This is a genomic window from Balneolaceae bacterium, from assembly GCA_034521495.1.
Taxonomy (GTDB): domain Bacteria; phylum Bacteroidota; class Rhodothermia; order Balneolales; family Balneolaceae; genus Rhodohalobacter.
On sequence record JAXHMK010000009.1, the window covers coordinates 751,168 to 773,155 of the forward strand.

At 43.9% G+C, this 21,988-nt stretch carries 17 protein-coding genes; 3 read left to right on the top strand and 14 right to left on the bottom strand.

From position 1 onward, the window contains the following. Window positions 1-108 precede the first annotated feature (108 nt). On the bottom strand, window positions 109-1,869 hold the full coding sequence (locus tag U5K72_08325) for a glycoside hydrolase family 9 protein (GenBank protein ID MDZ7718805.1): 1,761 nt from the start codon (window positions 1,867-1,869) through the stop codon (window positions 109-111). Window positions 1,870-2,013: 144 nt separating this feature from the next. Between U5K72_08325 and U5K72_08330 the strand changes: the two genes are divergently transcribed. Further along, complete coding sequence (locus tag U5K72_08330) at window positions 2,014-3,168, top strand: RtcB family protein (protein MDZ7718806.1); 1,155 nt, start codon at window positions 2,014-2,016, stop codon at window positions 3,166-3,168. Window positions 3,169-3,599: 431 nt separating this feature from the next. Here U5K72_08330 and U5K72_08335 read toward each other — a convergent pair whose 3' ends face one another. Next, complete coding sequence (locus U5K72_08335) at window positions 3,600-3,977, bottom strand: endonuclease domain-containing protein (GenBank protein ID MDZ7718807.1); 378 nt, start codon at window positions 3,975-3,977, stop codon at window positions 3,600-3,602. A gap of 155 nt (window positions 3,978-4,132) precedes the next feature. Next, entirely contained in the window at window positions 4,133-5,032 is a 900-nt protein-coding gene (locus tag U5K72_08340) for a TIM barrel protein (GenBank protein MDZ7718808.1), read from the bottom strand. A gap of 448 nt (window positions 5,033-5,480) precedes the next feature. On the opposite strand from U5K72_08340, the gene U5K72_08345 reads away from it, so the two are divergent. Continuing rightward, window positions 5,481-6,584, top strand: coding sequence for a hypothetical protein (locus U5K72_08345; protein ID MDZ7718809.1), 1,104 nt, complete (start codon window positions 5,481-5,483; stop codon window positions 6,582-6,584). A 282-nt stretch (window positions 6,585-6,866) separates the two neighbouring features. Here the strand turns inward: U5K72_08345 and U5K72_08350 are convergent, their stop codons facing one another. Genes U5K72_08350 through U5K72_08360 form a run of 3 tightly spaced genes read right to left on the bottom strand, consistent with a single transcriptional unit; the run spans window position 6,867 to window position 9,222 of the window. Continuing rightward, window positions 6,867-8,645 carry a GMC family oxidoreductase gene (locus U5K72_08350; protein ID MDZ7718810.1) on the bottom strand — a complete coding sequence of 593 codons (1,779 nt, stop codon included), beginning with the start codon at window positions 8,643-8,645 and terminating at the stop codon, window positions 6,867-6,869. A gap of 54 nt (window positions 8,646-8,699) precedes the next feature. After that, window positions 8,700-8,939 (bottom strand): gluconate 2-dehydrogenase subunit 3 family protein, encoded by a 240-nt coding sequence (locus tag U5K72_08355; protein MDZ7718811.1) that lies wholly within the window; start codon window positions 8,937-8,939, stop codon window positions 8,700-8,702. Continuing rightward, entirely contained in the window at window positions 8,920-9,222 is a 303-nt protein-coding gene (locus tag U5K72_08360) for a hypothetical protein (protein MDZ7718812.1), read from the bottom strand. The genes U5K72_08355 and U5K72_08360 overlap by 20 nt, the downstream gene beginning before the upstream one ends. A gap of 222 nt (window positions 9,223-9,444) precedes the next feature. Here U5K72_08360 and U5K72_08365 point away from each other — a divergent pair, with 222 nt between their 5' ends. Then, on the top strand, window positions 9,445-10,461 hold the full coding sequence (locus tag U5K72_08365; GenBank protein ID MDZ7718813.1) for an LLM class flavin-dependent oxidoreductase: 1,017 nt from the start codon (window positions 9,445-9,447) through the stop codon (window positions 10,459-10,461). Window positions 10,462-10,696: 235 nt separating this feature from the next. On the opposite strand, the gene U5K72_08370 is transcribed toward U5K72_08365, so the two are convergent. The 8 genes from U5K72_08370 to U5K72_08405 all read right to left on the bottom strand — a co-directional run bounded on the left by U5K72_08370 (window position 10,697) and on the right by U5K72_08405 (window position 21,786). Beyond that, window positions 10,697-13,366 (bottom strand): efflux RND transporter permease subunit, encoded by a 2,670-nt coding sequence (locus U5K72_08370; protein MDZ7718814.1) that lies wholly within the window; start codon window positions 13,364-13,366, stop codon window positions 10,697-10,699. 1 nt (window position 13,367) lies between these two features. Then, complete coding sequence (locus tag U5K72_08375; GenBank protein ID MDZ7718815.1) at window positions 13,368-14,039, bottom strand: efflux RND transporter permease subunit; 672 nt, start codon at window positions 14,037-14,039, stop codon at window positions 13,368-13,370. Window positions 14,040-14,041: 2 nt separating this feature from the next. Next, window positions 14,042-15,130: an efflux RND transporter periplasmic adaptor subunit gene (locus U5K72_08380; GenBank protein MDZ7718816.1), complete on the bottom strand. Its 1,089-nt coding sequence runs from the start codon at window positions 15,128-15,130 to the stop codon at window positions 14,042-14,044. A gap of 1 nt (window position 15,131) precedes the next feature. After that, window positions 15,132-16,643, bottom strand: coding sequence for a TolC family protein (locus U5K72_08385; GenBank protein ID MDZ7718817.1), 1,512 nt, complete (start codon window positions 16,641-16,643; stop codon window positions 15,132-15,134). 61 nt (window positions 16,644-16,704) lie between these two features. Then, window positions 16,705-17,355 (bottom strand): TetR/AcrR family transcriptional regulator, encoded by a 651-nt coding sequence (locus U5K72_08390; protein ID MDZ7718818.1) that lies wholly within the window; start codon window positions 17,353-17,355, stop codon window positions 16,705-16,707. A gap of 270 nt (window positions 17,356-17,625) precedes the next feature. Continuing rightward, window positions 17,626-18,084 (bottom strand): hypothetical protein, encoded by a 459-nt coding sequence (locus U5K72_08395; GenBank protein MDZ7718819.1) that lies wholly within the window; start codon window positions 18,082-18,084, stop codon window positions 17,626-17,628. A 365-nt stretch (window positions 18,085-18,449) separates the two neighbouring features. After that, window positions 18,450-18,821: a DUF2784 domain-containing protein gene (locus U5K72_08400; protein MDZ7718820.1), complete on the bottom strand. Its 372-nt coding sequence runs from the start codon at window positions 18,819-18,821 to the stop codon at window positions 18,450-18,452. A 340-nt stretch (window positions 18,822-19,161) separates the two neighbouring features. Further along, the gene (locus tag U5K72_08405) at window positions 19,162-21,786 is read right to left on the bottom strand and encodes an alkaline phosphatase D family protein (GenBank protein MDZ7718821.1); all 2,625 of its coding nucleotides are present in this window, start codon (window positions 21,784-21,786) and stop codon (window positions 19,162-19,164) included. Window positions 21,787-21,988: the final 202 nt, after the last annotated feature.

Here is a 21,988-nt window from a genome sequence, read left to right on the forward strand (position 1 = left end):
CCCCCGGAGGGATCCCGAGGGAAAGTTCAGGATGACGGTCAGAGTTTTGCAAAGCCTTCTAAAATGATAATTAAATTTCAGCAATTAGGGATGGAACTTTGGAGTAAATTAATTTTCCTGTGAAAGTGGAGTCTGATCTTGCAAAGCCTCTAAAGCCGCCGACAAATACACCATCGGTGCATTCCAGTTGATGGCAATTTCGTTGGATGCGTAAGAACAGTAATCATCTACATATGAAAGTGCGGGAAGATCAGACGGATATTCACAACCATCCTGCTGACCGGCATTTGGACCTCCCGCCAATAATCCGGGAACAGGTTCGGGAATGATATGAGCACCGGACGGCCGGTGGTGAATATTCATTGGGGTTTTAGAACCGTATCCGGTGAGGAAGGAGTATCCTGTGGCATTTCGTCCAAACAGGTAATCGAGATTGGAAAGGGCGTAATCGATATATTTATCGTTCTCCGTAATCAAATAAGCCTGTATCAGTGCTATTCCCTGGTTTGCAGCTACGGATGAACTTCCCCAGATATAGTTGTCAGCACTTCGATCCATGATGGTTCCATAGCCGGTTTCATTTCCGCTGTTGATCAGGCTGTCTGCCATGGCAACGATCATCTGTTCGGCTTTTGTGATATCCTCAGGAGCAGACTCAGAAAGATCTTCGGAGAGTCTGGCCATAGTGTAGTAGGCCAGAGAACGAACATTAGCCCAGCTTGGAACCGTGACTTGATCTGATGGGAAAAGATCAATTGCATTGTAGAAGAGGGAGTTTTTGGTGGTGGCAAACAGCTCCGTCGCTGCCCAGATAAATTCATCGGTAGCGTCGCCGTCTCCATACGCTCCGGTGGTAATATCGGGATCAAACTCTTCGTTCAGTTCGCCTTGGTTATAGAACGCATCCTGATTTTGCCGAGCCCAAAGCCATGCGTTCAGCGAAGCAATGACAGCCGAATCTGCAAAGGCCGGTGCTTCGTTTTGATATCCACGAAAAACCCGGGCCGCCTGTGCCATAACCGCAGCAAAATTCAGCGTGCCGGTCACACTTTTTTGAACCACATATCGATCATCTGTGTCTTCAACCGGCATCACCTGTCCGGAAAAATTTGGAGATGTGAGCTTATGATAGACACCGCCGTCTGACGGATCCTGCATCTTCATATACCATCGTAAATTCCAGAGAGCCTCGTCCAATATGTCAGGTAACCCGTTTTCACTTTCGGGAATATCGATTTCAAACGAGTTCATATACTCCGGAAAATCTTCATACAGAGAGAGCAATGTTGCGGTAGAAATCCCCGAGTTAACAGCGTATTTGTTGTAATCCCCCGCATCGTACCAACCCTTTGGAGCCGATATGGTTGAACCAGCCGGCCGTTGATCAGATGCCGCGGATGGATGAATGATCACCTCATTGTCAGAATGACCTGCAGGGCGAGCCCATTTTCCGCCATATTCATAGGGAATAGCAGTAGAAGCCCGCTGGAAATAGAACCCTTTCAAAGCAGCTTTGGCGGCTTCTTCATACACATCATCAGAAATAGAAAACGGGTAAGAATGACCCAGGCCCGGAATCCAGAGTACATAATGTCCGGCTTGATTCACTTCAGAAAAGTCTGCTGTTCGAACTTGCTCCTCTGAGTTGGGTGCTTCAGAAATATCAGAAAGTATGCCGGTCAGGAGTGTGTCCGAAAAATCGGGAGATACCACGTAGAAACTACCGGAAACACTATCCGGAACTACAGCAATTTTTTGTGATTCGGGATAAAAACCGATTTGATTCAGTTTGATGGCGTCTGTGAGCCGTTGGGCATCGGCGGTTTGAAAACAAAGTACGAGTGCAAAAAGTGATATAAGATATTTCATGATGATATTTAGAGTCCGTCGTATTTTGATCTGAATTTAATTCATTTGATGAGTATATCAAGAAATCATTTAAATTCTTATTACGTTTTAACAGTAGTGCTCAATTGGAAGTGCGAATAAATTAGTTATATAGATTAAAGAGTGATGGAAAAAGTAATATCCACAGAACGATTGCCAATTAAACTTTGGCTGGATGATATGGAAGAAGGGGCAATGGAACAGGCCAAAAACCTGGCAAATCTTCCGTTTGCCTACAAACATATTGCCATCATGCCGGATTCTCACCAGGGATATGGTATGCCTATTGGGGGAGTACTTGCGACTGAGGACGCCATCATACCAAATGCAGTTGGCGTGGATATTGGGTGCGGGATGTGTTCGCTGAGGACAGATCGGAAAGTGGTCAGCCGCGATGATCTGAAATCGATTATGAGTTTGATTCGTAAAACGGTTCCGGTTGGGTTTAACCATCATGACCAACAGCAGGATGAAAAGTGGATGCCGGATTTAAACGGTAATCTTGAGATTGTAGAGCAGGAGTATGAAAGTGCACGAAATCAGGTTGGTACGCTGGGCGGGGGGAATCACTTTATTGAAATTCAGAAAGGATCAGATGGTTTTGTTTGGATTATGATTCACTCCGGATCGAGGAATATCGGATTTACAGTTGCGAAACATCACAATCAAAAAGCGAAAGATCTGAATAAGAAATGGAAAAGTGATACCCGTTCCGACTTAGCATTTTTTCCGGCTGATACGGATGAGTTCTCAGACTATCTGAGCGAAATGAATTATTGCATTGAGTTTGCCCTGAACAACAGAAAGTTAATGATGGAGAGAGTTAAACAAGCGTTCAGAGATATTTTGGGAGATGTAGAGTTTTCGGATTTCATCAATAAGCCGCACAACTTTGCTGCAAGGGAAAACCATTTTGGAAGAGATCTCATCATTCACAGGAAAGGAGCCACGAGAGCAAGAGAAGGCGAGTTGGGAATGATTCCGGGATCGCAGGGTACGAACTCCTACATCGTAAAAGGAAAAGGAAACAGGGATGCGTTTGAATCCTGCTCGCATGGGGCCGGACGAGTGATGAGCCGAAATCAGGCCAAGAAAACACTGAGCGTCGAGGAGGAATCGAAACCGCTGGAGGAACGTGGGATTTTGCATGCCATCCGACATAAAAGTGATCTTGATGAAGCTCCCGGATCGTACAAAGACATCCAAAAAGTGATGGATCTTCAGAAGGATCTGATTGATATTGTGGTGGAGCTGGAACCGCTGGCGGTGGTGAAGGGCTGAAAAACCAAATTTCAAATCACAACTACCAAAAATCTTTTTATCTGGTGCAAGTGTTAAGCGAAGCGTCACTTGTGCCCCCTTGCCTTTGCAAAAAACATAGGCACAAGTGATATCCTTGACTTACTGCTGGTAGAATAATTTTTCCAGCAAGATATTATCTAAATTATTCCAATGTATGCTTTCAAATATCGGATTTAACACTTGCTAGTGTAGTAACCAGTAAATTAATATAGTGTCAGGATCAATAAATAAATTTAATAGCCCACCTGAGAAGAGGCCACAAAAGCACCAAAACACAAATAATTTTGTGATTTCGTGTTTTTGTGGCTACTGATTGACTAAACTTTTTTAAAGATTGTACAGTCGACTAGATCATTGGAGAAGACAGGGATTTCGCGTAGGGGATGAGGATCCCGCAAGCGAAAGACATTCTATTTCAACAAATTTAAAATCTTTCTTTTAACCGTCTCCATATCCTCCAGTTCCCTATTCGAAATCCGAAGAGTCCTCAACCCAAGCTTCTCCAAAACCAAATCTCGTTGATAATCATAATACTGTTGATACTCATGAACAGGCCCGTCAACTTCAATCACTAACTTCTTTTGGGCACAATAAAAATCTGCAATGAAGAAAAAACGTTGTTTTTGATTTTGCTCATAGATCAACGGTTTTTGACGGACAAATCGATGTCCATCCAAACGACGCTTTCTTAACTGTTCCCAAAGAATCTTTTCACTTTCTGTTGGATTCTTTCGAAACTCTCTTGCCAGTTCGGTTATTGTTTTTCTTTTTTTGGGAATCTGTTTCACTTGGCTTTTTTGGACCCACCCCAACCCCTCCCTATTTCGCCAAAAGAAGCGAAACAAGGAGGGGCTTTTTCTTTGTCATTTTAAATTAATCAAGAGTCTTCCCCTTCCTTGTTCCGTGTTTTTCGGAATAGGGAAGGGGACCGAGGGGATGGGTTTTACGGCATATTCTCAAAATCGTAAACATCCTCAGTTGTCAAACTCTTCAAATACTCAATGGTTTCCGGTACCTGGTACAGCGGATCACTGCTCTCATCTTCAATAAACATGTAATCAATCCCGATTTCATTTGCTGCATTGATGATGTTTGGAATATTGAGTTCGCCGGTTCCGAGAATCACATCATTATCTGTATCGGTGAGTCCGGTATGGTCTTTCAGTGTTCCTTTTCGCATATCTTTCAAGTGAAGGGAAACCCATCTGTTTGGATATGTTTTGAGAAGGAATTCCGGATTAGCGCCACCAAAATGCGCCCAGAAAACATCCATCTGAAATTTTACATTTTCGGGATCGGTGTTTTCAACGATGTAATCGAATAAGGTTCCTTCGCCGTGTGGCTGGAATTCATATCCGTGAGCGTGGTACATGAAGGTAAGCCCGTTTTCTGCCATCACTTCACCCGCTTTGTTGAACACTTCAACCGCTTCACTGGCATTTAAAAAATTGAAATTACCTACTTCATGATCGATCCAGGCACACATGACGAATTTTGCACCTAATTCATTTGCACGATCTGCTATAGCCTGTGGATTATCACGAAGCTCACCAAAACCGGCCCCTGTTGAGGCCAACTCCAGATCGCGTTCTTCCAGCATTTGCAGGTACTCTTCGGCGGTCTGACCTTCACCCGGCCCGCCTTCAATATATTTGATGCCCATATCCCGGATGATATCCAGTGTTTCCTCCAATCCCTTTTCCGGGATGACATTACGGAATGTATACATTTGAACACCGAACTCGTCCGTGTACAACGGCTCGCCGGACTCCTGGGCTTGCGTGGGTTGAATAGTGAATAGTAGTGCTAAAAATGTTATGGCAAAAACAATCGAGTTTTTCATGGTTGTCTATAGTTTTGATTTGGAACATTGCTTTTTATTAATCTAATAAGAATTGATGAAATGTTAAGGGGTTAATTCAAGTAACTCATTTTTTGATATGGTTACCTGTTTATCGTTTTCCAATTTGCCGCTCTTCAAGAGTACGTTCGCCTGTGGTATATATCGGATGAGTGACATAAGCTTCAATACGTTGGCTTGCCAAAAAACTCATGCCATAAGTGTTTGTCTGCTATGCCTCAAACCAAGCTATTTTTCAAAGAGCTATCGAACTCCTAAAAGTGGCATATCAAGGCTTATGGCTCAATTACCGCTATTCTGCTTGCTTATGACAGGTTTACAATTATTTATTAAGTTTTAAAAGAGATCTTTAAATCTATTTCCAAAGAAAAAATCCAATTCAATGTGTTTACAAAGAATTAAGTTTCTGATCTTATTTACCTTAATACCAATGATATCTATTTCTTGTGGAGGTAATGGGGGAGATTCTGTTGGCGAGCCAAACAACAACATCATGCAAGCCAATATTCCTTCCTGGGAAAAGCCCATCAACATGAAAATAGACTCCGTGGGTGATGTAGACTGGTTTGGTCTCCCGGTGGAGGGACAGGGATATGTTTCGGTGCAGGCACGGCAAATACCCGACGAAATTGGCTTGCGTGTACGCTTTGCTCACCGACAGCCATGGGAATCCACTAAACATCAATGGGTGAACGACTGGCGTGAATTGCCGACAGCTGTTCCCGTATCTGCAACCGACACACTCTTTTTTGCCATGCAGGATGACTGGAATGATGAAGCATCAGATGAATCAGTGGAAATAAGAGCGCAATTTATACCCGAATTTGATAAACAGGAACCTAACAACAGCCTGGGTCAAGCTACTGAAATGGAAACAGGCGAAAGCAATAACGCATATATCTATCCCAACGGAGATCATGATTATTTTAAAGTACAAGTTGATAAGCAGGGATATCTGGTTGCCAGGGCAAACAAGGTGCCGGAGGACCTAAATCTCAGGGTAAAATATCTTACTTATGACGAGTGGACAGATGAAACCGAACAGTTACGGGATTTTGGCGAACTGCCATATGGTCTGTTTATCGCTGAAGCGGGAGAATACTATCTGCAATTGATAGACGATTGGGATGATGCTTCCTCACAAGATCCCATACAATGGAAGGTAGATATCTTACCAGAAATGGACCGCCATGAACCCAACAACAGCATGGAAACGGCTACACCTTTTGCCATCGGTGATACCCTGCACCCGGCCATTTTCCCGGTTAACGATCAGGACTATTTTAAGGTTACACCTGCCGCTAATACAACTCTGCAAATACGAGCTACAGAATTGCAAGACATTGTACCCGTAATGCGGTTGTATGAAAAACAGGATATGGATTACAAGGAAGTAGAAGATTGGAAAGAACTACCCACTACCTTTGAATTGGATGGCGGCACAACCTATCTGCTTCAAATGCAGGATGACTGGAACGATGCACGAAGACCGGAGGAGTTTATGATTATGACCAGAGAAGGCTCAGGTAGTTGAAGAAATTTTGACAACGGGTTTGATATGTGAAAAGAGAGTGACTCCGATTGGAAGCGTCCTGAATTATTTTTAAAAAAAGGAGGAAAATAAAATGAGGGATCTTCAAGCCTCAATTAGTAATCGAAAAAAATCAGATCCCGAATTTTCTGAGGAATATGAGGAAGAGTTTCGAAATTTTAAAATAGGAGTATTACTTAAACAAGCTCAGGGAATTCAGCTCATAAGGTGTTCAACACCCCTCCCGTATAGGTTGTTCAAAAAGAATGTCATTCTGAACTCGATTCAGAATCTCCAGACTTTAAATATGCTTGGAGATACCGGATCGGGGTCCGGTATGACAAAAATGAGAATATTGATTTCTCTCACATCCTTTTTGGACAGCCAAAAGGCAAGGGAGATTATATTCCCTTTCTTCAACTCTTCCACAGCGTAATTGGCCGCCCGGGCCGTTAATGCCATAAACGTTAATGTTGGGTTTTGACTGCCCGTGGAGGTCATGCAGGCGCCGTCGGTTACAAACACATTTTTGGCGTTGTGGAGCTGGTTCCACTTGTTGGTGAGAGACGTTTTGGGGTCGCGGCCCATTCGAACGCCGCCCATCTCGTGGATGTCGGAACCGGGTGGAGAGTGAGTATCTTCCACTTCAATATTGGTGAAACCGGCTTTCTCGAACATTGCGGTCTGTTCCTGCAGGTAATCCCCGGTCATTTTATCGTCGTTTTCATCCCATTCGCAGGAGACGATTAACTGTGGAATTCCATATTTATCTGTTTCACTTTCGGATAACCGAACATGATTTTTCTCAAGCGGCACGCATTCGCCCATCATCCAGGTGCTGATGTGCCAGTTGTCGTTCAGTTTGGGATGGAGGATATTTTCACGCAGATTGTCACCGATGGCATCCGTATCGGAACTCCTGCCACGTCCGGCGCTGATTCCAATGGCATATCCTCGTTGAAAATCCAGATCCGATTGCTGCTCAAATACATTTCGGAATCTCGGGATGTATGCGTAGGAGGGACGCCGCCCTTCGGTTTTCTTATCCTCAAATCCGGGAACGGACGCACTTCCTTTTCCGCGGTAGTTGTGCCAGGAGATATATTTTCCAAGCAGGCCGTTATCGTTTCCGAGTCCATTCGGAAATCGGTTGGATTTCGAATTCAGCAGAATTATGTTGCTGTTCAGGGCCGACGCATTCACAAACACGATGTTCGCATAAAATTCCATCATCTCTTTGGAGTGGCGGTCGATGATTCGAACACCGGTTACTTTTTCTTTCTCGTCATCATAAATAATGGAATGCACGACTGAATCGGGACGCATCGTCAGGTTCCCGGTTTTCATTGCCCAGGGAAGGGTGGATGCATTACTGCTAAAATATCCGCCCAGGTTACAACCTCGATTACACATGGTTTGATGGAGGCATTTGCTTCGTCCCTGTTGCAGGTGAATTTCCTGTGGATCGGTGAGATGAGCACACCGGGCAGCGATCAGGTGGCGATCATTTCCGTAATGTTCTTTCAATTTCTCTTTGAAATAGTGCTCCACTACATTCAGTTCAAAAGCGGGCTGAACAATGCTGTCCGGTAGTTCGGGAATGCCGTCTTTATCTCCTGCTATTCCGGCAAACTTTTCTACATGGTCGTACCACGGTTCAATATCTTCGTACCGGATTGGCCAGTCCACGGCAAATCCGTCCCGTGCGGGACCTTCAAAATCGAAATCACTCCAGCGCTGGGTCTGACGCGCCCAAAGCAGCGACTTTCCACCCACATGATATCCACGAAACCATCGAAACGGTTTTTCGGCGATGTACGGTTGTTCGTCTTCTTTGAGTTGCCAGTGCAGGGTTTCCATCCGCAGCCAGCGATCGCTGCCGTATCCGGTTCGTTTCTCGAGCGGAACACTCCCGCGAAACTCAAACTCCCAAGGCGCTTTGGATGCGGTGGGATAATCTTCAATGTGTTTTACATCCCGCCCGCGCTCCAGAACCAGCGTGTTCAAGCCGTTATCACAAAGTTCTTTAGCCGCCCACCCGCCGGTGGCACCCGAGCCGATCACGATGGCATCGTAGGTTCTTTTTTCTTTGAATCAATATTGAGGTTTGCCATAATCTTAAACTTCTACATCTACATTTCCATTATAAAAACCCGGTACTACCCTGTACCCGTGATATTCTTGCATCACAACTTTGGAGGTGCGGAATCCACGAATGGTTTCATTCTTAACCAGTTGGAAAAATCGTTGTTCTGATTGATCTTCCGACCCATCAAAAGAGAGAAAAATCTGTTTGCGCTGTTGTTGAGTACAATTGGTGAAGGACGAGCTGAAATGTTCAATTGCCCTGTTGTTCATCACATTTAGTTGATGTTTGATATTGTCCGCGCTCATCCTGTTCATAACACTCATCAAAAAGGCGGACCAGGAATTTGTCGACTTCCTGGGGAATGGCTCCAAGATTGTTTTTTGCAGGGATAATGGTATCGGCAACGGAAGTTAACAGTGCCTGTTCCTCGGAACTAAAGGTGGATGATTCGATGGCTACATCACGTGCCGTCCATCCTGAGGCCCAGGCGGGAAGTGCAACGAGCCCGGCCGTAGCCAAACCAAGCGTTTTGAGAGCTTCACGTCGTTTCATAAAAATAACTGTAGGTTGAGCGGTTAAACATCGGGGAAAGTATCAAAAAAAGAGATACTGCCATTGTTACTTGTTGAAATAATAAACAGAAACAATGTTTAAAAATCCAACGGACAATAACTAAGAATAATCTATGGTTACGAAATTTGATGTACGGCACTAAAAAAAGTCAATCTTTGTTTTCTATCTTAACATGAATCTGATAAAATGATCTAAATATTTATGAGTAACATACCCTATTCCGTTTTAGACCTTGCAGTAGTAACCGAGGGCGACTCCATTCGTGATGCCATTCAGACCAGCCGGGAGTTAGCCGTTCATGTTGAGGATTTGGGCTACACCCGATTTTGGATGGCTGAGCACCACAACATGGAAAATATTGCCAGTTCAGCGACCTCCGTTTTGTTGGGATATGTTGCGGAGGCAACAAAGACATTACGAATTGGATCGGGTGGAGTGATGCTTCCCAACCACTCGCCATTGGTCATAGCCGAACAGTTTGGTACGCTGGCCACAATCTATCCTGATCGCATTGATTTAGGATTGGGACGTGCGCCGGGAACCGATCAGGTTACAGCCAATGCCATTCGTGAGGATCGGATGAGAGAAGTGCAGCGATTTCCCGAAAATGTAAAACGGTTACAGACCTATTTATCATCAGAAAACAGCGGCAATAAAGTGCGCGCGATTCCGGGAGAGGGGACCGACGTGCCCATCTGGATTTTAGGGTCCAGTACCGATAGCGCTCATCTCGCAGCCAAATTGGGATTGCCGTATGTGTTTGCCAGTCATTTTGCCCCGCAGCAGTTGGTACCGGCCCTTCGGATTTATCGCGATCAGTTTGAACCATCAAAACAACTTGATCAGCCATTTGTGATGCCGTGCGTAAATATCATTTTAGCGGATACAGATGAACAGGCGGAATATTTGTCAACTTCCATGAAACAGATGATGATGGGCGTTGTAACAGGGGAACGAAAACCGATGCCTCCGCCAGTCGATAATATGAACCAGGTTTGGAATATCCATCACAAAATGGCGGTGGAACAGATGCTTCGATATTCATTTATCGGGAGCCCATCTGTAGTAAAAGATCAGGTAGATGAATTTATTCAGTTGACCGATGCCGATGAGCTTATGATAGCATCTTACATCTACGACAAGAAAGAGAGATTTAAATCGTATAAACTTTTTGCTGATTTGATGAAGGAAAAGGTGGATGCGGTGAGTTCAGAATAAAGTTGACCCATCCCCTTGGTCCCCTTCCCTATCCCGACATAAACTGCATGTCGGGACAAGGAAGGGGAAGAAAAGTACCTCCTTGTGGCGTGTTTTTCGCCATAGGGAGGGATTAGGGTGGGGTTTAAAAAAATAAAAGGGCACCTTTCACAACTTGATGGGATTTAAGTTGTTCAAGATGCCCTTTATCTACCTCATGGGAATAGTTTCTTTAGAAATATTTTATCATACTTTATTAATTAAACTTTTCACTGAACCACGTTTTTGTATTTACACCGATGTAGTACATCGCAGGTACGAGAATCAGTGTAAGGAATGTGGCAAATCCAAGTCCGTAGATAATAGTCCAGGCCAGGGGCCCCCAGAACGAGGCGTTATCGCCGCCGAAGTAGATGTTTGGCTCGAGGCTGGCAAACAGTCCGTAGAAGTCAATGTTCAGGCCAATCGCCAGCGGAATGAGTCCGAGTATAGTGGACGCGGCTGTTAGAAGTACAGGATTCAAACGAGTGGCCCCGCCTTCAATCACAGCGTCTTTTAATGATGACCCATCATTACGAAGAATATCAATGTAGTCAATCAGGATAATACCGTTTTTCACCACAATTCCGGCCACTGCAATAATTCCCATTCCGGTAAGAACTACGGACATATCCATGCCGAATGTTGCAAACCCGATGAAGACCCCAATCAAACTAAAGACCACCTGAGACATTATGATGACCGGCTTACCGATAGAGTTAAACTGCGCGACCAGCACGAGGAAAATCAACATGACCGCTGCAAGCAGAGCAATACCAAGGAACCGGCCTGTTTCGGCCTGCTCTTCCTGTTCACCCGTCAGTGAAATACTATAACCTTGGGGTACCTCAAACTCCTGCAGGGCTTCCCGAATCTGCGCGTTTATTTCGTTGGCGTTGTAACCAGTTAGAACATTAGATGAGAGCGTAGCCACGCGTTCGAGATCTATCCGGTTGATGGCGCCGTAACTATTTTGCAAACGCGGCGTTGCCACAGCAGAAATAGGAATATTGCCGCTCGGTGTGGCCAGCGTCATGTTAAGAAGGTCGGTAATGTTCGATCGGTCTTTTTCAAGCAGGCGCAGGGTTACATCGTATTCGTCTTCATCCTCGCGGAAGGTAGAGATCGGCTCACCCAGTAACGCGGTTCGTATGGCACCGCCAATCTGGACGTTGCTGAGGCCGAAGCTGTTCGCTTTTTCGTTATCAATATCGATAATCATTTCGGGATTATTCACCTGCAGATCAGAACGGAGCTCTTCAATGCCGGCAATATCGCGATCCTGGATAAAGCTTTTCACACGCTCAGTAAGCGAAATAATTTGGTCGAATTCATCACCGGTTATTTCAATGTTTATAGGTTTTCCGGTAGGAGGGCCGTTTTGCTCTTTATCCACTGTTATAACTGTTCCGGGAATATTCTGCACGTTCTTACGAATGTCTACAAGAATTTCCTGTGTAGACACCCCATCGCGATACTGGTAGTCCACAAACTCAACACTTACCTTACTTTTGTTAGGTGACGGAGTTGGGTCGATACTATTCGGTGGAGTCGCCCCAATCGCTATATTCGAAATCACAGATTTAACAACGGGGTTATCCCGGCCAATCACTTCGTACACGCGATCTTCAAGCAATTTTGTTACCCGGTTGGTTTCATCGAGATTAGTACCGGCAGGCATCTCATTATAGACGTACACAAAGTTTGGCTGATTCTCAGGGAAAAAGACGATCTTAGGTGATACTATGCCAAGCAGAACAAAGCTGAAAATAAGAAACAGTATAGTTCCGCCCAGCGTAAACCAAGGGCGTTTTCCAACCAGAACCCATTCAATAGAATCGTGATAAATCGTCTGGATTTTCGGAAGGGTGGTTCTGTTAAATCCGCGAATGAGCGGCCGTAGTACAAATCGCTCGAGTAGCCATAGCAGGAATAGAAATACCAGCAAGTTGGCGATGAATAGCCCACCGGTAAGGTAGAAAAAACCAGCGATTACTGCCATCACACCACCTGCAATCCAGAGGTAACGGTTACCTTTTCCGGTCTCTTCATCTTTTACTTCACCGTCATCTTCATTCATAAATGAGACGGCAAACACAGGATTCATTACCAGTGCCACAAACAGCGAAGCCATTAGCGTGAGGATAATCGTAATGGGGAGGTAAATCATAAATTTACCGATTATTCCCGTCCAGAACAGAAGCGGAACAAAAGGAGCGATGGTTGTAAGTGTTCCGGTTATGACGGGCAGGGCAATTTCGCCACACGCTTTTTTGGCAGCGTCAAACTTGTTCATGTTGCTCTGCGTTACGTGCCGGTAAATGTTTTCTACTATCACAATGGCGTTGTCAACCACGATACCGAGGCCAAGGATTAACGCAAACAGAACCACGGTGTTGATTGAAAAGTCGAATGGTGGCATCACGGCAAACGCTATCAGGGAGGAGAGGGGAATGGCCAATCCTACAAAAATGGCATTCTGTACTCCCATGATAAACATCAGCACAAGTACTACAAAAAAGAACCCGAGAATCACCGTATTAAACAGGTTCGATACACTGTCTTTCGTTTGCTGTGATTGATCACCGGTAATGCTGATGTTCAGCGACTCGGGAAATTGTGTTTCCTGGAGTTCGCGAACAATGTCGAGGCTTGCTTCAGATGTTTCAATAAGATTACCGCCGCTCTTCTTTTTCACGTTTACTGTAATCACCGGTTCTCCGTTCAGGCTGGCATAACTCTCACGGTCGGCAAACCCGTCTTCAATTGAAGCGATATCTTTGAGATACACCTCATCACCCAGGTTGTTTTGAATAATCAGGTTTTCGAGATCACTGGCTTCTTCAATTTCTCCATCAACCCGAACCGACCGCTCCATGCGCCCCATATCAATCTGACCTGCAGATACTCGTCATGTTCTTATTCCGGACCGCTTCACGGATATCTCTGAATGCAATGCCGGAAGCCTGCATCTTGGTGAGATCCACGTTTACCTGAATTTCCCGTTCCAGCGCACCGATAATCTCCGCTTCATTAACGTCAGTCAGGCTTTCAATCTCATCCTGAATTTCATCGGCAAATGCTTTCAGTTCAACCAAATCAAAATTACCTGAGAGGTTGATGTTCAGAATCGGCTGGTCGGCAAGATTAAAATCGTTAACCTGGGGTTCTTCAGTGAGCTGTGTGGGCAGTTCAGACCGTGCTGCTTCCACGGCATCGTTCACTTCCTGCTGGGCTACCAGTTTATCTTTGCTGGTCAGGAATTCCACCGTGATGATAGATGTGGCCTGTTTTGATACGCTTGTGATCTGATCTATGCCGTCAATTCCTTTCAGTTCCTGCTCGATAGGGCGAGTAATCACATTCTCAACATCTGCCGGAGAAGCCCCAGCATAGATGGTAACCACATTAAAAATGGGAATCTCTACCTCGGGGAACGACTCTTTGGGGAGAATCAGGTATGAATAAACCCCAATCATTGTAACTAAAACCGTAAGCAGGTAAACCGTGGTGCGATTGTTGATTGACAGGCTTGAAATCTTAAATTCTTTGAAATCCATGATTAATTACTTACTCCTGTACTATTATTTTCCTGAATTGAGATGGCGGCGCCGTTTGATAAATTGGAATAGCCGGAAGTGATCAGTAAATCACCTGTGTCGAGGCCTTCAGTAATCACCAGATCATTTTGGTAATTATACCCGGTGGTAACCTCTCTGTTTACAGCAATCCATCCATCGTCTGTCTCTTCGGCCAGGAAAACAAAGGATATATTGTTGGCATTTTGAACCGTATTTGCCGGAACTACTATCTGATCGGATAGCGTTATATCGTTTATCATAACTTGTGCCATCATATTTGGCCTGATGTTGAAGCTGCCGTTTTCAATAAATACTTCTATTCCAAAGGTGCGGTTTGATGCGTTAATCGCCCTGCTAACCACGTCGAGCTGTTTACTGATGGTTTCATCCAGGCTTGGAAAGCTTATAGTCACGCTGTCTGTTTGCGAAATGCGGGTAATGTATGCTTCAGATACTCTTGATTTTACTTTAAGAGCTTCTGAATTTGCCAGCTGTATAACAGGCATAGATGGGCCAACTGTCTCTCCGACCTTCATATCCACAAGATCTACCGTACCCGAAATAGTAGCGCGAACTGTATAATTTTCATACTGTTCGTTGAGCGTTGCGAGCTGCCTGCGAAGTGACTCTACCTGGTTTTGTGCTTGTAAAAACTCGACTTCAGATCCGATATCCTGATTGCGCAGGTTACTTTGACGTTCGTAAAGCGTTTCAGCAAGCTCAAGTTGTGTTTCCACTTCTCTTATCTGGCTGCGGATTATTTCGCCGTCAAGGCGGGCCATTACATCGCCCTTTTTAACTTGCTGCCCTGCGCGTACCAATACCTCTTCAACAGTGGCCGATACTTTAGGCGAAATCATAATAGTTTTATCAGATTCCACAGTGCCAAGTACATTTATAAAATGGCGAAATTCAGTTCGTTGAAGCTCCTCAGTATAAACCGGTGTGGCATTGCGCCTGTTTTCATTGGTTTGTTCAAGCTGGCCGTTTCCGCAGCCCGAGAATACAAACAGTACCGCAAATATTAGCATGTGGAATTTCATGTGAGTGGGTGTTAGAGTAAGTTTCATGTTAATTGAGTTCAATATTATTTTGAATGTCGTTTACCTCTTTTCCAACAAAAGGCACCAGTCCAAGTGCCTGATCGTATTGAGCTTTTGCGTTCAAATAGTTAAAAACGGTTTGCGAGTAACTATTTTCTGCCTGGCGTAGCTGAAGGTCTGCATCGTTAAGTTCCTGTTGTGTCCCCACCCCGTTTTGATACCTGGCTTCGGCCCGTTCATATCCCCGGCGGGCTTGTTTTAAAACTTGTTGCTGGGCTTCAATGGTTTCAAACGCCTCCTCTATAGATTGCTGCGCCGAAAGAATCTCCTTCTGAGCGGTTCGCCGGGTTTGATTTTCCTGTAGCTCCAGGTCTTTCAACTGAATTTTTGTTTGCTGGATAGACGCATCCCGGCTGAATCCCTGGAAAATGGGAATCTGCAGATTGAGCATTATGGTTTGTGATCGCGCCCGCTGATCTTCCGTGCCGAAAAATTGTGGCGATCCCGGTTGCGATGCAGTCCATTGCAGGTTGTAATTTGCCGATAATGAAGGCAGGTACTGGCTTCGTTGTGCCTTTAGCTGCCGATCTTGTAATTGCTGCTGAACATCAAGCACTCGTAAATCTCCCCTTAGTTCAAACGCCTGTCGGGTAAGCAGGGAATCTTTGTTAAGCTGAATCGGGACATTCTTGTCAATTTTTTTCAGCGATCTGTTTTCAGGTGATTCCGCAGAGGCAGAGAAGATATCAAGTTTACTCAAATTGCCTTCCACATCTATGGGCAGATGCAGTGGTAAGCCGAGCACGTCAAGCAGTTCACGCTTGGCCGTATCAACCGCAAATTGTGCAGTTGTTAGCTGTGGCTGTATATTGCCGAGCTGCACTTCAAGTTGTAGAACGGCATATTCATCCACGAATCCCTCTTCAAACCGTATCCGGGTATCTTCAAGGTTTTTCTCAATCCTGTCGATCTGTTCCTGAATCAACGTTACCTGTTCTTTGGCAATAAGTACCTGGTGATAAGCGACCCGAGTTTGAGTTACAATTCCCTGCGAAGTGGCACGAAGATTTTCTGATTGCGCCGCTTTATACACCTCCGAACTGCTGATTCCCACAAAAGCCTGTCCGCTAAAAATCGTCTGAGATACGGACAAACCGCCCTGCCAGTTGTTATCTGTACCAAAAGCAACCGGCGTCAATTCATTAGGATCGGCTTCTGGGTTAAAGATTACGGCCGGTATAAAATTTACAGGCACTTCCAGGTTTCGGGTGTAGTTGGCAGATGCTGCAACCTCCGGCATCACGTTACTCCAGGCAATACGTACTTGTTGGTCGGCATCCCGAATAGAAAGCAAAGCCCGTTTCATCTGAGTGTTGTTAGCCAATGCTATTTGAATAGCTTGTTCCAGATTTAAGGTTTGACTGAGGGTATCTTCAGCCTGTGTTACTGACTGAGCTTCGGCAGGGGAGGTGAATCCCAAACCGATTAGCAGAGCAAGTATCCCACACAATTTTAGTGGAAATGAAAAAAGATGATTCATAAATATCAGAGAATTTGGGTTATATATTTCGGCTGCAATGCAAAAAATCGTTTAGCTTTGTTTATTCAATCTGATTGAATTGAGTGTGTAAGAACTGTTCCATTAAATCGGGGAGATCCATATTTTTTTCATCCAGAATTTGAAGTCCCTTTTTGTTGGCACCCGTCAGACAAAACTGAATCATACCGTTCATTTGAAAACCAATTTGAAGGGCAAGAAGCTTGGGATCCAACTCATTTTTTATGCTCCCGTCCTGAACGCCAATTTGCAGTGAGCGCACGATTAGCATCAGCAGTTCATTTTCAAGCTGAATGCAATCTTTCTGAATTGTATGATCAGCCGCTTCATGCTCATCTTTATTTTTTTTGTCGTAGAGCATCATAGCCTTGGTGAACGTTGTGTTTTCATTGATCAGGCCGAGAAAGGTTAGCATCATTTCGTATACCAATTTTGCACCGGGCAGATCCTTTTGAAGAATGTCCAGGAATTGATCGTGAAGAAACTGTAACGCCCTTTTTTTGATGGCTTGATAGAGCGAGGCTTTATCGTTGTAATAGAGATAGAGCGTACCTTTGCTGAGCTCCGTCCGTTCGGCAATCTCATCCATCGTGATTTTTTCAAATCCCTTTTCTTCGATGAGAGAGATCGCGGCGTTCAATATGCGATCTTTTCGTCGTTTCCGTTCTCGTTCTTTTCGTTCAGTTGTTCCCATAAAAAATAACTCTCAGTCATTTATTGACTGAGGATCAATAATTGTTGTTTCAATAAGTTTAGTGATTAGTAAACGAAATAAACAGATGAACGTTTCATTTATTTTTAACAATAAGAGTGGTTTTTTTTGAGAGAAGGAGTATTTTGAAAGTTGGCTTAAAGATCAGAAAAGCGATTACAACAGGTTATCTGAAGACCAAGACTCACAAAACAGAATGGCTACTTTCAAAAACTTTTTGAACTGAGAGTCATTTTTTGTGCGAGCAGTGGATTAAAGGTTGTGTTCTTTTTTGTATTTATCTATCAGGTCTTTGGTTTGTTCGGCCAAAAAACGATGAAAATCATTTGCTTTCTGAAGCCTTTCCGGATCCTTATTATTCTCTTTTTTTGCCAGCTCAAGCCCTTTTTTTGTAATGGACTCCAGATCAAGTGTGAGCTTTAGTTGCTTCTCCATGAATTCTATCAGCGACCCTTTTTTTAATTTAAAATAGATTTGACGTTCTCCCTCTAAGCGTACTTTTTCAATAAGTTCTCGTTCCATCAACATTCGGGTAGTATTACTAACGGAAGCCTTGCTGATTCCCAGGTTTTCAGTCAGATCGGAAAAAGACTGATGCGGAGGTTCGCAAATAAGCAGCCAGCCAAGAATTTGTCCATAGATTCGGGGATGACCGAACTCCTCGATTTTCAAACTGAACTTTTCTACAAACTCTTTTTTACTTTCGTACATGGAACTACGGGTTAATCTGTCAGACCAAAATTAGTTAGCTTTATTTACTCATTTTATAAGATACTAAAAACAATTTTCGATCTCAGAATTGTTCACTTCAAAAAATCCCAAAGAGTAGTGTTATGCCAATGAAAGAATGTTGGTTAGAATCATCGGATGAGTCAACTCTGAAAAAATGCAAGACTTCAAAATGGTTGCTTTATCGAAAAATCCCATATTTCTTCTCCATACATCACCTTGCATTTCTTCACCGTTCGAATTCCGAACTCTTTTATTCTCCAGGTTTTTTCATTTCTGCTTGTGAAAGGCAAGTATATAATTTATAAGATGCAGTTTTGTTAAAATCAGTTCTTATTTAGTCGAGATTATTTTTTTGTTTTTCTGTCGCTCCAGTTAAAATAAATTGACAAAAGAAATGCGGAGATACCGATTGCAGCCGTACTCATATTAACCACGAAGGGATCCCAGTTCATCCCGGTCAGGTAATCTGCATAGTATTTAATGTAGGAGGCAGGCAGATTTTGTTCGCCAAGTTGCCGTTTAACCTGCCAGTGCCAGTCGGTAGACGGACAATATCCCCAGCCGTAAAAAAGCCCAAGACCGATCCATGATAGAATTGTCAGGCTGATTGTATAGAGATGAATCCGGCGCGTTCGTTTCCAGGCCCAGCCGAAGATGTTAAAGAGAGTGAAACTCCCGTGAAAAATCACAAAGAAACAATTGAGGAAAACATACATGGATAACTTCTTTTAAATACAAGTGTAGCAACCAGTAAATTAATATAGTGTCAGGATCAATAAATCAATTCAATAGTCAACTTGAAAAGAGGCCACAAAAGCACAAAAACACAAATAATTTTGTGATTTCGTGTTTTTGTGGCTACCTAATTGACTATACCTTTTTAAAGATTGTAAGACTATTGGGCTTTGAAATACCGTGTGTATTTCGACTTCGCTCCGCTCAATAGGACGTCAGTTTGAATACTATGAGGAGGTGCGACGAATGAAGTCGAAAACAAATCAATGGTTCTGCAAAGCCCTCTACTAAACTCTGAATTCCGAGAACAAATATGAAATTTTAAAACGAACAAAGTATGGGCTCATTATCATCCACTGAAATATTCTCAAACTCCTGCCAAAGATTTCTATCCGGTTCACCCACTCGCAATCGATAGGTTGACTGATTATCAAAAATCTTAGGCGTAAACGTTTTTCCTTGAATTCGAAGCGAATACTCCAATTCACTGCTTGTTTCATTATAAACCTGAATAACAGGATTTGTAATTCCTTCAATCCGTAGTTCAGGTAAAAAACCTTTTCCCTTTCTGCCGTAATTTTCATCCTGCTTGATGGTAATCGGCCATCCGTCAAACTGTCCCTCAGGGTCCATCTCAGGATTCACATATCGCGGCCAGCATTCGATCCGCATGGTTCGTTCGTTTTTATCAAAAACAATCATTCCGTAACCGGTGGCTCGATCGTAAATAAGCCCGGGCTTTCGATTGGTTTGAACCGGATTTCCGACTGCATATACGGTCATTTTATTTCCAAATCCATCCTCAAAGTCACCCGTATTTTTACGACGCCCCGGCAATGGCTTATGATCTGTATTAACCTGAGGCCACCATCGTCGCGGCCAGATATTATTTAATGCCGGTCCGGCAAACGCAAACCCGGCATCGCCATGTTCATCAATCCCGTACTGAACAGTACTCGCCAGATGTTGGTCTCCGGCGATATGCAGGGCAAATCCTTTTCGAATTCTCCTTAACGCTTCATCGCGTCCTTTTTGAGGCCACCCATTGGAGTCCATATCAACGGTTGGAGCATCGCCGGTTACATATTCGCCTTTTCGCGGTATAGGAAGCCTGGGTACAATCTCATCAATAACACTGCCTTCTGGTAATGTAGCAACGGTACAAAAGTTAGTTTGCGAAAATACAGCCTTCATTTGCGCATGGTGACTCCAGTCAGCCGACCAATGCTCCAGAAATGTAAGTTGCCGGTCTCCAAGAAGATTAGCCTCAATATCGTAATACTCTTTGATATCAAAATTGTGGTTCTGAATAAATCCATTAACAACTTCTGCTTCTTCAGGTAACACATTTTTGGGAGCGGTCTTGAACTTACGGTCTTCCAAAATAGCAAAACTGACACCACCATAAGTCCAGTCGGTATAATAAACACTGATATCTTGATCAACCGGTGTTGGATCATACGGATCGGGTAAATTACCGGCCTGAGCCCGCTGTACCATGTTGACCCATTCGGGCGGCATTTTGTACCCACCTTCATCTTGAGAATTATAGTTCCAGCCCTTTTCAACAGGTGCATCTTTTCCGCCCTGCCCCCATATATTACCGTGATAAACATCATGATCATCAGCAATAAACGCTGATGGAATATGTCTGAAAATGTCCCGGTACGACCAACCGAACATGTACCATTTTCGCAGCCAGTCAAGTGCAGCTTTTTCAAGGGGGGCGTGCTGAACCCCAAACCCACCGTGGCTTTCATAAAGTTGATCCCCCAGGAAGACAGCCATATCCGGCTGATGTTTTTTAACATTGTCAACCACTTCCTTATTGGGGAAACCATAATGACTATTACAACTAAAAACGGCCGTTTTTAACTTATTTGAATGAATCGGTTCTGCGGCTATAGTTCCCTCATAGAAGAATTCCCGGGTATCATTCATCAGGGGCAATACAAGTCGTATTCTGTATGGTATATCATCATCAGATTTCCAATTTTCCTGCCTGAAAAGAGCAGTTCTGGACAGCGGCTCAACCGTTGTTGTTTGTATTGTATTCCAATCCCCGTTTCGGTGTACTTGTAGTTCTACGGAGTGATCTTTAATGGATTCAACCGGTGCCAATTGTGCAGTCATCTTTAGAATGCCCCGATTCAATGTATATTGAGCAAAACAAATTGGACCAAATTTCTGATTGGGATCCGACTTGAGTGGGTTGCCGGAGATGGACCAGTTGGAAAAACGAACAGATGGTGAATCGGATGCACTGGTTTCGGACTGAAAATCAGAAAGAAGTGCGAGACCACCGATCAATATTTCGGCTTCAATTTCTGAAGACAGTTCACTCAGAACAGTTCCATTGTTAGGATGCAAAGCAGATATTGTTAGAAGATGTTTGTCTTCAAATGGTTCCAAAGAAACAGCCAGCTGAATGGATGTTGAAAGATCTATAGGTTGGTCTCCCGTTTTATTCCCGATAAACAACCTTCCGTCTGCCTGCACTCCCAGGTCTAAGCCTTCACCGAAGATAGCATCCCGCCGGTAATCGTTAAATTCTACGGACACAGGATCATCTGCCGCTTTTGCTCCAAGACGCATGCCAATTTTATCGCTTGCTGAGCCGGATTGAGACAAAAGTTTAACATCCACTTGAAGATCGAGTTTGGAAGGGTTACCGGTTATTTGATGAGTAAGAATATGCAGTGTTCGGTTTGGAGCCGATACTGCACATTGAACTTTGCCATCTCTGAGTTGCCAGTCCTGCAGTCGATTTCCCCAAAAACCGGGTCCAACCCACTCCATATCCGGCCATTCTTTCCAACCACTTTGGAAGGTGACTTTTTTTTGATTGGCCTCTCTGCGATAATTGTTAGTGTTATTTAAGCGATTGTAAAACGGCAGGGATACTGAGCCAAATAAGATGGTTTTTAAACTTTCTCTGCGATCCATTGGTTAAATCCTGTTTTGAGTGTTTTTTCGGTAAACTTATATCTGGCTCAATTTATAAAACGAGGGAAGAAAGACAAGTAATGCAGTGATTTCTTTTTGATTCAGGAGATGGTTTTGCAAAGCTTTTAAAAATATGAAAGCAGGAATGGCAGTAATCGAGAAAGAGGACTTACTCCATTTTTTGATGTAAAAGTATTACAAG

Bases quoted from the DNA above. Each gene is read 5' to 3' on its own strand.
- U5K72_08365 (MDZ7718813.1), top strand. From the start codon at position 9,445: ATGAGTAACATACCCTATTCCGTTTTAGACCTTGCAGTAGTAACCGAG.
- U5K72_08390 (MDZ7718818.1), bottom strand. From the start codon at position 17,355: ATGGGAACAACTGAACGAAAAGAACGAGAACGGAAACGACGAAAAGAT.
- U5K72_08400 (MDZ7718820.1), bottom strand. From the start codon at position 18,821: ATGTATGTTTTCCTCAATTGTTTCTTTGTGATTTTTCACGGGAGTTTC.
- U5K72_08355 (MDZ7718811.1), bottom strand. From the start codon at position 8,939: ATGAACAACAGGGCAATTGAACATTTCAGCTCGTCCTTCACCAATTGT.
- U5K72_08370 (MDZ7718814.1), bottom strand. From the start codon at position 13,366: ATGGGGCGCATGGAGCGGTCGGTTCGGGTTGATGGAGAAATTGAAGAA.
- U5K72_08340 (MDZ7718808.1), bottom strand. From the start codon at position 5,032: ATGAAAAACTCGATTGTTTTTGCCATAACATTTTTAGCACTACTATTC.
- U5K72_08330 (MDZ7718806.1), top strand. From the start codon at position 2,014: ATGGAAAAAGTAATATCCACAGAACGATTGCCAATTAAACTTTGGCTG.
- U5K72_08405 (MDZ7718821.1), bottom strand. From the start codon at position 21,786: ATGGATCGCAGAGAAAGTTTAAAAACCATCTTATTTGGCTCAGTATCC.
- U5K72_08380 (MDZ7718816.1), bottom strand. From the start codon at position 15,130: ATGAAACTTACTCTAACACCCACTCACATGAAATTCCACATGCTAATA.
- U5K72_08375 (MDZ7718815.1), bottom strand. From the start codon at position 14,039: ATGGATTTCAAAGAATTTAAGATTTCAAGCCTGTCAATCAACAATCGC.
- U5K72_08395 (MDZ7718819.1), bottom strand. From the start codon at position 18,084: ATGTACGAAAGTAAAAAAGAGTTTGTAGAAAAGTTCAGTTTGAAAATC.
- U5K72_08360 (MDZ7718812.1), bottom strand. From the start codon at position 9,222: ATGAAACGACGTGAAGCTCTCAAAACGCTTGGTTTGGCTACGGCCGGG.
- U5K72_08345 (MDZ7718809.1), top strand. From the start codon at position 5,481: ATGATATCTATTTCTTGTGGAGGTAATGGGGGAGATTCTGTTGGCGAG.
- U5K72_08325 (MDZ7718805.1), bottom strand. From the start codon at position 1,869: ATGAAATATCTTATATCACTTTTTGCACTCGTACTTTGTTTTCAAACC.
- U5K72_08385 (MDZ7718817.1), bottom strand. From the start codon at position 16,643: ATGAATCATCTTTTTTCATTTCCACTAAAATTGTGTGGGATACTTGCT.